Origin of the sequence: Achromobacter sp. E1 (assembly GCF_037039475.1) — a bacterium.
Lineage (GTDB): Bacteria > Pseudomonadota > Gammaproteobacteria > Burkholderiales > Burkholderiaceae_B > Achromobacter > Achromobacter mucicolens.
The window spans coordinates 2185817-2197642 of the sequence record NZ_CP146253.1 but is presented as its reverse complement, the minus strand read 5'-3'; the positions used below and the strand labels follow the sequence as shown (position 1 = coordinate 2197642).

At 66.7% G+C, this 11826-nt stretch carries 10 protein-coding genes; 5 read left to right on the top strand and 5 right to left on the bottom strand.

Annotated elements, in window-relative coordinates; all coding sequences use genetic code 11:
• Positions 1-180: 180 nt before the first annotated feature.
• Positions 181-804: a LysE family translocator gene (locus tag V6V88_RS10080; RefSeq protein ID WP_108696702.1), complete on the top strand. Its 624-nt coding sequence runs from the start codon at positions 181-183 to the stop codon at positions 802-804.
• A 75-nt stretch (positions 805-879) separates the two neighbouring features.
• On the opposite strand, the gene V6V88_RS10075 is transcribed toward V6V88_RS10080, so the two are convergent.
• Together V6V88_RS10075 and nirK are read right to left on the bottom strand one after the other, a co-directional pair.
• Positions 880-1206 (bottom strand): c-type cytochrome, encoded by a 327-nt coding sequence (locus V6V88_RS10075; protein WP_313691592.1) that lies wholly within the window; start codon positions 1204-1206, stop codon positions 880-882.
• 71 nt (positions 1207-1277) lie between these two features.
• Positions 1278-2360, bottom strand: a complete 1083-nt coding sequence (nirK, locus tag V6V88_RS10070; protein WP_062841822.1) for a copper-containing nitrite reductase — start codon at positions 2358-2360, stop codon at positions 1278-1280.
• 191 nt (positions 2361-2551) lie between these two features.
• Between nirK and V6V88_RS10065 the strand changes: the two genes are divergently transcribed.
• Positions 2552-3310 (top strand): Crp/Fnr family transcriptional regulator, encoded by a 759-nt coding sequence (locus V6V88_RS10065; protein ID WP_062841823.1) that lies wholly within the window; start codon positions 2552-2554, stop codon positions 3308-3310.
• Here the strand turns inward: V6V88_RS10065 and V6V88_RS10060 are convergent.
• Both V6V88_RS10060 and V6V88_RS10055 read right to left on the bottom strand, forming a co-directional pair.
• Complete coding sequence (locus V6V88_RS10060; RefSeq protein ID WP_338619153.1) at positions 3307-4152, bottom strand: SUMF1/EgtB/PvdO family nonheme iron enzyme; 846 nt, start codon at positions 4150-4152, stop codon at positions 3307-3309. The genes V6V88_RS10065 and V6V88_RS10060 overlap by 4 nt on opposite strands.
• 111 nt (positions 4153-4263) lie before the next feature.
• Positions 4264-6549: a nitric-oxide reductase large subunit gene (locus V6V88_RS10055; protein ID WP_056316091.1), complete on the bottom strand. Its 2286-nt coding sequence runs from the start codon at positions 6547-6549 to the stop codon at positions 4264-4266.
• 212 nt (positions 6550-6761) lie between these two features.
• On the opposite strand from V6V88_RS10055, the gene V6V88_RS10050 reads away from it, so the two are divergent.
• Complete coding sequence (locus tag V6V88_RS10050; RefSeq protein WP_338619152.1) at positions 6762-7472, top strand: amino acid racemase; 711 nt, start codon at positions 6762-6764, stop codon at positions 7470-7472.
• 6 nt (positions 7473-7478) lie between these two features.
• Here the strand turns inward: V6V88_RS10050 and V6V88_RS10045 are convergent, their stop codons facing one another.
• A complete protein-coding gene (locus tag V6V88_RS10045; RefSeq protein WP_056316086.1) occupies positions 7479-8189 on the bottom strand; it encodes a Crp/Fnr family transcriptional regulator in 711 nt (236 codons plus the stop codon).
• Between the two features lie 160 nt (positions 8190-8349).
• Here V6V88_RS10045 and V6V88_RS10040 point away from each other — a divergent pair, with 160 nt between their 5' ends.
• Together V6V88_RS10040 and V6V88_RS10035 are read left to right on the top strand one after the other, a co-directional pair.
• Entirely contained in the window at positions 8350-10005 is a 1656-nt protein-coding gene (locus V6V88_RS10040; protein ID WP_338619150.1) for an acyl-CoA synthetase, read from the top strand.
• A gap of 35 nt (positions 10006-10040) precedes the next feature.
• On the top strand, positions 10041-11810 hold the full coding sequence (locus V6V88_RS10035) for an acyl-CoA dehydrogenase (RefSeq protein WP_338619148.1): 1770 nt from the start codon (positions 10041-10043) through the stop codon (positions 11808-11810).
• Positions 11811-11826: the final 16 nt, after the last annotated feature.

The window sequence follows — 11826 nt, the reverse complement described above, 5'->3', positions numbered from 1 at the left end:
GGTTTCCTTCGCGCGGCCTGGCGGCCGGCGTTCACTGTCCGGGAAAGCTGTATTTAACACCACCGCGTCGCGGACTGCCGGGTCTTGGATGCCGGCCCCCCTGGTTCTCACGCCGCCCCGGTTGGGATACATTGGCCGCAGCCGGCCCCACGCGCCGGTCCCTCTTGCGGAGTTCCTTCCATGTCTCTCGAAACCTGGCTGGCCTTCCTGGGCGCCTCGGCCCTGCTTGTCATGCTGCCCGGCCCCACCATCCTGACCGTGATCAGCTATTCGCTTACCCACGGCAAGCGCGCACGCCTGCCGCTGGTGCTGGCCGTGGCGCTGGGCGATTCGACCGCCCTGGTGCTGTCGCTGCTGGGCCTGGGCGCGCTGCTGGCCGCGTCCGCCTTCTGGTTCACGGTGGTCAAGACCGTCGGCGGCCTGTATCTGCTGTATCTGGGTTACCGTCTGCTGCGCGCCGGCGTGTCGCCGGCCACGCTGCCCGCCGCCAAGCCGGTGGGTTCGCGCTGGAAGCTCTTTGCCAACACGTATCTGGTGACCGCGCTGAACCCCAAGGGCATGATCTTCTTCGTGGCCTTCCTGCCGCAGTTCATCGATCCGGCGGGCGATGTGACGCGGCAGTTGTGGATGCTGTCGGCCACCTTTGTGGCCTGCGCGGGCATCAATGCCGCGGCCTACGCCATCTTTGCGGGCTCGGCCCGGCGGATGCTGGTGTCGCCGCGCGCGCAGCGCGGCTTCAACCTGGGCGGCGGCGCGCTGATGTCGGCCGCTGGCGTGTGGGCCTTGCTGGCCCGCCGCGTGTAGCGAGGCGGGCCAGCCGTGTTTAGCAGGGCGGGCGGCCAGCCGCGTGTAGCGGCGCGCGCCGCCAGCCATTGAGCGCTACTTCGCTGCCGCCATCATGTATTCCACGGCGGCGCGCAGCGTGGCCTCGTCTGCCGCCGAGCCGCCACGCGGCGGCATGGCGCCCTTGCCTTTCAGCACGGTGACCATCAGCGCATCGGCGCCTTGCGCCAGAAAAGGCGTCCAGGCTTGTTTGTCGCCCAGCTTGGGGGCATTGGCCACGCCGCTGGCATGACACACCACACAGGCGGATTTATAGAGCTTTTCTCCGGCGGGATTGACGGCGGCAAGCGTGTCGGCCGCGGCATGCTGCACGGGCAGTCCCGTCAGCGCAAGGGCAAAGGCGATTCGAGCAATAAGAGGCATGGCAGCAATTCCAGGCGTGGGGTTGATAGCAAACCGGCAGGCCGCGCGGCGCGCGCCCTGCCGTCTGGGCATTACTGCGGGATGGGGCCCGGCGCCTTGATCTGCTTCATCAGGTCGTCGTTCCACTTACCCTCGACCTTGATGTGCCCGGCCGCGCCCAGTTCGAAGGCTTCGATCAGGTTGTGGTTCAGGTAGGCATACACGCCCGGCTGCTTGAACGTGTACAGCGCCGCGCCAGCCGAACCGCCACGGATGAACCAGGTTTCCAGGTCCTTTTCGGGCGGATTGTTGAACTTGCCGGTTTCCCAGACCCAGTCGCCGTGGCCGCCGATCAGGTGGGGCCGCGTGTCGCGATTGGCTTGCGAATGGATCAGCAGCACGGTTTCGCCGACCTTGGCGGTAAGCGCGTTGTCGCCGGTCAGGGCGCCAACCTTGCCGTTGAAGACGATGTGCGACGGGGTCAGCTTGCGCATGACTTCCACGGTGTCGCCATAACTTTCAGCGAGGGTCGCGTAGTCTTTGTACTTGCCGTTGGCGTCCTTGGGGATGTACAGGTCGAACTCGCCGATGGTGTAGACGCGGTCGTACTTGAGCGGCTTGCCTTGCGGGTCCTTCAGGCCTTCGCGCGGCAACACCATGATCGTGCCGCTCATGCCGGACACCACATGCCACGGCACCATGCCTTCCGGCGCGCAGTGATAGACGAAGGTGCCTGCGCGGTCGGCCTTGAAGCGCATGGTGGCTTGTTCGCCGGGGTTCACGTTGGTGAGCTTGGCGCCGCCCAAGGCGCCCGTGGCGGCGTGGAAGTCGACGTTGTGCGGCATCGCATTGGACTTGGGATTGACCAGGGTCAATTCCACGTAATCGCCCTCGTGCACGACCATCGTGGGGCCGGGCATGGATCCGTTGAATGTCATGGCCTGCAGCGTGGTGCCCTTGCTGTCGATGACCATCTTCTTTTCTTCGATGGTCATGGTGAATTCGACAACCTTGGGTCCCGACTTGGCCACCTGCTCATGCGGGTGAACCAACGGCGGGGCGACCAGCGTGACCTTGGCGCGCGGCAGCGTGTCTGCGTTCTGGGCGGAAGCCAGGCCACCCGCCATCGAGAACATCAGGGCGGCGGCAAGCAAGGTGGGGCGCAACGCGTTCATGTGCTACTCCTCTTTCGGTTTCTTCAAAGCCGAGTCTGTCGGCACCTCCATTGAAGAACCGCGAGCGATCGCGTTCTTTGCTGTAGCGCAAATTCGGGATAACCCTGCGGCCGCCCGCAAGTTGTCATGGTGCCCCTCAGGTGTCACCATCGATCCGTGGAAAATCCCTCCACGTCCACACGCGGACCGCCATGCCATCGCCTTTATGCCATGCCCTGCTGCGCAACCTGGATCTGTTCAGGCCCTTGTCCGATGCGCAGCTAGATGTCGCGCTCAAGGACGCCGTTCCCTGCCGCCTTGAAGCCGGCGAAGCCGCCTACCGGCAAGGCGCCGAAGGCGCCCATTTCTTCGTGTTGCTGCACGGCTGCCTCAAGGTGACACAAATTACATCGGAAGGCGATCAAGTTGTCGTGAGATATGTCAATCCGGGCGATATGTTTGGCCTGGCTTGCGCGATGCGGCAGTCCTGTTACCCCGCCAGCGTGCTGGCCGTGCAGGAAAGCGTGTGTCTGGCGTGGCCGGCGTCGGCCTGGGAAGGCTTCATGGGCAGCCATCCGCAATTGGGCGCGATTGCGCTGCAGACCATGGGACAACGGCTGCAGGATGCGCACCTGCGCATCCAGGAACTGTCCACCGACGAAGTCGAACAGCGCGTGGCGCGCGCCATCCTGCGGCTGGTGCAGCAATCGGGGCAGCCCATGCACGACGGCATCGGCATCAGCTTTCCGATCACGCGGCAGGACGTCGCCGAAATGACCGGCACCACGCTGCACACCGTCAGCCGGCTGCTCAGCGACTGGAAGCAGCGCGGCATCGTCAGCAGCGGCCGCAAGCGCATCGTGCTTCGCTCGCCCGCCGCCCTGGCCAGCCTGTCGCAGAACGCGCAGCCGGCCATGGACTGCGCATCGTGCCTGTCTTGCCGCAACGGGTCACCGGCAACAGGCCACTAGCCCTCTTCCAATACCAGCCGCATCCCCAGGTTCGCGGGCGGCACGCCGACCGAACACGCGCCGTTCTTGGGATCGCGGATGAAATCAGGCAGGTACGCAATATGCCGTCCGGCCGCGACGCGTATGCCGCAGTTGCGGCTCAGGTCCGCGTCTTCGGCAGCGTCCGGCGCCGCGTCCAGCACGCGGCGCGAGTGGCAATCGGACGTCCAGTCCCACACGCTGCCCGCCATGTCCTTCAGGCCGGCCGCGTTGGCGCCATACTGGCCAAACGGCCGCACGTCGATGTCGGCGCCCTGCTTGCCGCGGCGGATTTCCTGTTCGTATTCCGCCAGCCAGCGCTGCGCGGGGTCGTTGGGCGCCTGACCGTTGTCTTGCAAGGCGGCAGGCGGCGATTCTTCGCGATAGGCCTCGCCGGCCGCGTAGATCCATTCGGCGTAGCGCGGCAAGCGATAGCGCTGGCCGGTCGAACCCGATAGCCACGCGGCGTAGGCCGTCGCGTCGGACCAGCTGATGCCGGTGGCGGGCAGATCGGCCGACGCGTCCTTGCGGTGCGCCGCGTCCAGCGGTTTGCAGGCGCCGGCGGCCACGCACGCCGCGTATTCGGCCTGGCTGACCTGACGCGTCATGATGGCGACGCCGCGCGGGTGGCGGGTGGTGACCGGTGCGGGGGTGACGGGATAGCCGTTGCGCAGCGCCTCGCCGGGGGGCTGATGCGTGACCTCGCCAGGCGGAAGCCGCGTAAGGTCAGGCAACGCAAAGCGGGCCCGGTCTGCGGGCCCGCAAGCGATCAACAACAATGTCATGGCGCCGGCAACGGTTGCGGCAATGGGCAGGAAGCGCATGCGGAGTTTCTCCGAAGCGCCTGCGCCGGGCCGGCGCAGGCTTTGCTTCCATTGAACCGGGAGGTCCCCTTCGCAACGTTGCGCTGGCGCAAAGTCGCGAAGGTGCGCAGGTCAGCCGCGTGCCGCCTTGGGCGTCAGGCGCGGTTCGACCAGTGCGGGCTTGCTGCTGAGAAGGCCCAGGATCACTTGCATGACCATGGCCAGCGCGCCCAGCAGGAACACGACGTCGCCGAACGTGCGGCCCCAGCGCAGGGTCTTGAGCAGGTCCTGCTGCATGAAGGCTTCGCTGCGGGCGTACCACATGCCTTCGCTGACGCTGGCATGGAACTGGATCAGGCCCACGGGCAACAGGCTGGTGAAGATCATCAGGGCCAGACCGATGTTCATGCCCCAGAACGCCAGCTTCATCAGGCCCGGATTCAACGCGTACTGCGGACGGATGTAGCGCAGGACCAGCAGCGTGAAGCCAAGCGCCAGGAAGCCGTACACCCCGAACAGCGCGGCGTGCGCGTGCACCGGCGTGGTGTTCAGACCCTGGATGTAGTACAGCGAGATGGGCGGGTTGATCATGAAGCCGAAGACGCCGGCGCCCAGCATGTTCCAGAAGGCCACGGCCACGAAGCACATCAGCGGCCACTTCAGGTTGTCCATCCAGGCGGCGCGGGTCTTCAGGCGCCAGTTTTCCCAGGCTTCATAGCCCAGCACGATCAGCGGCACCACTTCCAGCGCCGAGAAGCTGGCGCCCACCGCCATCACAGGCGTGGTGGTGCCCGCGAAATACAGGTGGTGGAACGTGCCGGGAATGCCACCCAGCATGAACAGCGAGGCCGAAGCCAGGCTGGCTGTCGTTGCCATGCGGCGCGACACGAGACCCAGCGTGGAGAAGATGAACGCGAGCGCGGTGGTGGCGAACACTTCGAAGAAGCCTTCAACCCACAGGTGGACGATCCACCAGCGCCAGTACTCCATGACGGTCAGGTGCGTGCGTTCGCCGTAGAAGAAGCCCGCGCCGTAGAAGAGTCCAATGGCGCCGACCGATGCCGTCAAGAGCGCCAGCAGGTTCTTGTCGCCGCCCGGCGTGCGCAGCGCGGGCACGATGCCGCGCAGCATCAGCACCAGCCAGAAGCAGATGCCCGCAAACTTGCCGATCTGCCACAGGCGGCCCAGGTCGACGTATTCATAGCCTTGATGGCCCAGCCAGAAGTTCAGCTCGGGCGGCATGATCTGTGCAATGGCCAGGTAGTTGCCGGTAAACGAGCCGACCACGACCAGCACCAGCGCCCAGAACAGGATGTCCACGCCCACCTTCTGGTACTTGGGATCGCGACCGCCGTTGATCAGCGGCGCCAGGAACAGGCCGGCGGCCAGGAACCCGGTTGCGATCCAGAACAGGGCGCTCTGGATGTGCCAGGTGCGCACCAGCGAATACGGGAACCACTGAGAGACGTCGATGCCATAGAACTTCTGTCCTTCAACGGTGTAGTGCGCGGTGAAACCGCCCAGCAGCACCTGGAATCCGAACAGCGCCACGACCAGGAACAGGTACTTGCCCAGCGCGCGCTGCGAGGGCGTCAGGGCGAAGGTGGTCAGCGGATCGCGGGCGGGCGGTTGCGGTTCGTCTTCTTCCTGGCCGCGCAGAAACGCCCACGCCCAGACCAGGAAGCCGATGCCTGCCAGCAGCACGACGACGCTGATGATGGACCACATGACGTTTTCAGCGCTGGGCTGGTTGCCGATCAGCGGTTCATGCGGCCAGTTGTTGGTGTACGTGACCGGCTTGCCTTCGCGTTCGGTTGCCGCGGCCCAGGCCGTCCAGAAGAAAAAGTGCGTGAGCTGCTGGCGGCGCGTGGCGTCCGGCAGCGTGTTTTCCTTCATGGCGAAGCTCTCGCGGCTGCCTTGCAGGGCCGGCGCATCGGAGAACAACTGGTCGTAATAGGCCGCCGTCTGCTCGATGGCCTTGGCGCGGCGCGGCGTGATGGTCAGCGTGTCGGTCGCGGCGTCGCTGCGATTTGCGCGGTACTCGGCCTTGAGCGTTTCGCGCAGCGCGGCCTGCTGCGGTTTGGACAGGTCGGCGTAGGCCTGGCCGTGCTCGTCGCGCGCGGCCAGGTCCAGCCAGGCCATCAGCTCGCGGTGCAGCCAGTCGGCCGTCCAGTCGGGCGCCTGGTAAGCGCCGTGGCCCCAGATCGAACCGAGCTGCATGCCGCCCACGGACTGCCAGGCGGTCTGCCCATCCAGGATGTCTTCGCGCCCGAACAGCGCGCGGCCGTCGGACGTCACCACATGCCCGGGGATCGGCGGCGCCTGGCGGTAGACCTCGCCGCCGTAAAACCCGAGCAGTGCAAATGTGATCGCCACCACGGCGATCAACGTGAACCATAATTTCCGATACGGACCCATGATGGGAACGCCCTCCTGTGTTGCGGTTGGTTGGGTACGTGTCCTCATGCGAAATCCGTGCCAGAAAAAAACCACGCAGAATCAACAGGTTGGATTCTTTGTGGTGTTTTTTACTATCGCGATTGCGGGTATAAACAACCCTCGCATGGTGAATTTGACCCCGATCCGCCCGCCATCTGGTCCATTGGACCCTTACAGAAGGAATCGCCTGGATGAACGCCACGCCGCTGCACATTGGCATCGTCGCCTGCTCCGCCGAAGGCGCCGCGCTTTGCTACCGCACCCTGTGCGCCGAAGGCGCGCAGCGCATGGGCCCGCATGCGCATCCCGAGATCTCGCTGCACACGCATTCGCTGGCGGACTACGTGGCCTGCCTGGATGCCCGCGACCTGGACGGCGTGGCCGCCCTGATGCTTTCGTCGGCCAGCAAGCTGGCCCGCGCGGGCGCCGACTTTCTGATCTGCCCGGACAACACCATCCATCAGGCGTTCGGCGGCGTCATGGCGGACTCGCCGCGCCCGTGGCTGCACATCGCCCAGGAAGTCGCCACCGTCGCGGCGGCGCGCGGCTACCGGCGCGTGGGCATCCTGGGCACGCACTGGCTGGTGGACAGCGACGTCTACCCCGCAGCCTTCAGTGCCCGCGGCCTGGCATATGCGCGGCCGGGGCAGAACGACCGCCGGCTGCTGGGCCGCATCATCATGGACGAGCTGGTCTATGGCGTCTTCGAGCCGGCCTCGGTGTCCCGGCTGCAAGGCATCGTCCAACGAATGAAGGACGACGGATGCGACGCAGTCGTGCTGGGCTGCACCGAACTGCCGCTGGTGCTGAACGATGGCAACTGCGTCCTGCCGACGCTGGACTCGACCCGCGTGCTGGCGCGCGCCGCGCTGGACCGTGCGCTAGGCGGCCCGGCCGCCTGACGGCGGTCAGATCTGATCCAGCCCGTACTGGCGCAAGCGCGACAGGTCCAGCACCTTGATCTGGTTGTAGGCGAGCGCCAGGATGCCCTGGTCGGCCAGCGTCTGCAGCGCCTGGTTGACCCGCTGGCGCGACAGCCCGGTCAGGTAACCCAGTTCTTCCTGCGAAATCGCCAGCGTCAGATCGGTGGACGGATACAGCTGCGGATTGAACAGCTGGGCCAGCGATTGCGCCACGCGCGCGTCGGCATCCAGCAAACGGTGGTTCTGGATGGACGCGATGAACTCGCCCATGCGGTCATTCAACTGGCCGATGACAAAGTGCGAAAACGGCAGGCTGGCCGACAGCAGCGCGTGGAATGTCGCGGTGGGCACCATCATCACCAGCGACGGCTGGATGGCCACGACATCGTATTTGCGCAGCTCGCGCTTGATGACGCTGCCCTCGCCGAACCAGCCGCCCGGCGGCACGCCCGAGAACGTGCAGCTGCGGCCGGATTCGTTGTAGATGGCCAGCTTGAGCAGTCCTTGGCTGACGCCCAGCCAGTAGTCCGACGGCGCGTTGCGCCGCGCAATCCATGCGCCGCTGGCCACGTGTTCCGCGCGCGAGGTCGCCAGCACCAGCGCCTGGTGCCGCGCATCCAGCGCCCCGAACCACGTACAGGCGCGAAACAGCGCAGGCAGTTCGTCGGCGGAAACTGTGTTTGAAACATCGGACATGGGAAGAACCGTGTAAAACTTGAGGAATGCGCAACCGGCCGGGGGTCTGTCATGCAGGCGACAGACGCCATTTTCCAGCCGGCCATAAGCTAGGGCAAGCGACGGGGATCAACACCCCGCGGACTTGATAAGGGGTCAACCCGCCCCATTGGAGACAAGCATGACCGGCATGTTCGATCACGGCCTTGAACGCCGCGAGGCCAACTACGAAGCCCTGACCCCCGTGGATTTCATTGCCCGGGCGGCGCAAGTCTATGGCCAGCGGCTGGCCATCGTCCACGGCAAGGTCCGCCGGACTTGGGGGCAGACCTATGAACGCGCCCAGCGCCTGGCCGGCGCCCTGGCCCAGGCCGGCATCCAGCGCGGCGAAACGGTCGCCGTCATGCTGCCCAACATTCCCGCCATGGTCGAGGCGCACTTTGGCGTGCCCATGCTGGGCGCCGTGCTGAACACCCTGAACACCCGCCTGGACGCGCCCAGCGTGCTGTTCATGCTGGGCCACGGCGAAGCCCGGGCGCTGATCGTCGACACCGAATACGCCGACGTCGCCCAGCGCGCCCGCGCCGAATTCCCGCACCTGAAGATCATTTCGGTGCACGACCTGGAAAGCGCTCCCGCCACGCTGCCGGGCGCCACCGACTACGAGGACTTCCTGGCGGCCGCGCCCGCCACCTACGACTGGAAGCCGCCCGCCGACGAATGGGACGCCATCGCGCTGAACTACACGTCCGGCACCACGGGCGATCCGAAAGGCGTGGTCTACCACTACCGCGGCGCCTACCTGAACGCGGTCAGCAACATCCTCGAATGGGACATGCCCAAGCATCCCGTCTACCTGTGGACGCTGCCCCTCTTTCATTGCAATGGCTGGTGCTTCGCCTGGACCATCGCGGCGCGCGCGGGCGTCAACGTCTGCCTGCGCAAGTTCGACCCGAAGACGGTGTTCGACCTGATCCGCGACGAAGGCGTCACGCACTACTGCGGCGCGCCCATCGTGCAAAGCGCGCTGGCCAACGCCCCGGCCGAACTGCGCGCCGGCATCACCCACACCGTGCGCACCATGGTGGCGGGCGCCGCGCCCGCGCCGGCCGTGATCGACAAGATGCGCGAGATCGGCTTTGAACTCACCCACGTGTACGGCCTGACCGAAGTCTACGGACCCGCCGCAGTCTGCGCCCACCAGGACGCGTGGGACGCGCTGGACCCCGAGCGCCGCGCGTTGCTGACCGCCCGCCAGGGCGTGCGCTATCACCTGCAGGCCGGCGTCTCGGTGCGCGACCCCGACACCATGCAGGAGGTGCCGCCCGACGAACAGACCATCGGCGAAGTCATGTTCCGCGGCAACATCTGCATGAAGGGCTACCTGAAGAACGCCCGCGCGACCGATGACGCCTTTGCCGGCGGCTGGTTCCACACCGGCGACCTGGGCGTGATGACGGCCGACGGCTACGTCCGCATCAAGGACCGCAGCAAGGACATCATCATCTCGGGCGGCGAGAACATCTCCAGCATCGAGGTCGAGGACGCGCTCTACCGGCATCCCGCCGTGGCGGCCGTGGCCGTCGTGGCGATGCCGGATCCCAAATGGGGCGAGACGCCCTGCGCCTTCGTCGAGCTCAAGCCCGGCTGCACCGCCACCGCCGAGGAAATCATCGCGCACTGCAAGCTGCTGTTGTCGGGCTTCAAGGTGCCGCGCGCGGTGCGCTTCGGTGAACTGCCCAAGACCTCCACCGGCAAGATCCAGAAATTCGAGCTGCGCGCCGCCGTCGGCGCCACGTCCGCCATCGACGTGGCCGACCCCGGCAAGCCCGCCTGATCCGCTAATTCCATAAAACCAGGAGCGCCTACGCCATGACGTACCAAGCCCCCGTGAAAGACATGCTGTTCGTGTTGAACCATCTGGCCGGCCTGCCGCAGGTGGCCGCCCAGCCCGGTTTCGAGGAGGCCACGCCCGACACCGCCCAGGCCGTGCTGGAAGAATCCGCCCACTTCGCCGCGGAAGTGCTGGCGCCCCTGAACCATCCGGCCGACCGCGAACCCAGCGCCTGGCACGACGGCGCGGTGACCACCGCCCCGGGGTTCAAAGAGGCCTTTCGCAAATACGCCGACGCCGGCTGGCAAGGCCTGGCCCACCCCGCCGAATACGGCGGCCAGGGGCTGCCCGGCCTGATCGGCTCGCCGTGCTCTGAAATGCTGAACGCCGCGAATCTGTCGTTCGCGCTGTGCCCGCTCTTGACCAACGGCGCCATCGAGGCCCTGATGACAGCCGGCTCGCCCGAATTGCGCGAGCGCTTCATCGGCCCCATGATTTCCGGCCAATGGACCGGCACCATGAACCTGACCGAGCCCCAGGCCGGTTCGGACCTGGCCATGATCCGCACGCGCGCCCAGCCGATGGGCGATGGCACCTACCGCCTGTCCGGCACCAAGATCTTCATCACCTACGGCGAGCACGACCTGGCCGAGAACATCCTGCATCTGGTCCTGGCCCGCCTGCCGGACGCGCCCGACGGCGTGAAGGGCATTTCGCTCTTCCTGGTGCCCAAGTTCCTGGTCAACGAAGACGGCTCTTTGGGTGCGCGCAACGACGTGGCCTGCGTGTCCATCGAGCACAAGCTGGGCATCAAGGCCAGCCCCACCTGCACGCTTCAGTTCGGCGACGGCGGCGGCGCGCTGGGCTACCTGGTCGGCCAGGAGAACCGCGGCCTGGACGCCATGTTCATCATGATGAACGCCGCGCGTTATGCCGTCGGCGTGCAAGGCATCGCCATCGCCGACCGCGCCTACCAGCATGCGGTGGCGTACGCCGCCGACCGCGTGCAGAGCCGCCCCGTGGACGGCTCGTCGCGCGAGGCGGTGCCCATCATCCAGCATCCGGACGTGCGCCGCATGCTGGGCACCATGCGCGCCCTGACCGAAGCCGGCCGCGCGCTGGCCTACGTCACGGCGGGCCATGCAGACCTGGCGCATGCCAGCCCGGATGCGGACGAGCGCAAGCGCCACTTGGCGATCCAGGAATTCCTGGTGCCGATCGTCAAGGGCTGGTGCACCGAAATGTCGATCGACGTGGCCAGCCTGGGCGTGCAGGTGCACGGCGGCATGGGCTTCATCGAAGAGACCGGCGCGGCGCAGTACTACCGCGACGCGCGCATCCTGACCATCTATGAAGGCACGACCGCCATCCAGGCCAACGACCTGGTCGGCCGCAAGACGCTGCGCGACGGCGGCGCCGTGGCGCGCGCCTTGCTGGACGCGGTCCGCCAGACCGAGGCCGACCTGCAAGCCCGCAGCGAGCCCGCCGCCGCCCGCATGCTCAAGCTGCTGCGCGAGGCCCGCGAAGCGCTGGCCAGCGCGGTCGAGTTCATTCTTGCCAACGCGGCCGGCAATCCCAACGCGGTCTTTGGCGCGGCGGTGCCCTACCTGCTGCTGGCGGGCACGACCTTCGCCGGCTGGCAGATGGCCCGCGCGCTGCTGGCCAGCCTTGACCTGCAGGCCGAAGACCCGGACTTCCACAACGCCAAGATCGCCACCGCGCAATGCTTTGCGCTGCACAAGCTGACGCAGGCGCCGGGCCTGGCGGCGGTGGTGCTGGGCACGGCGGAGTACGAGGTTCAGCCGTAACACGGCAAGCGGGCGC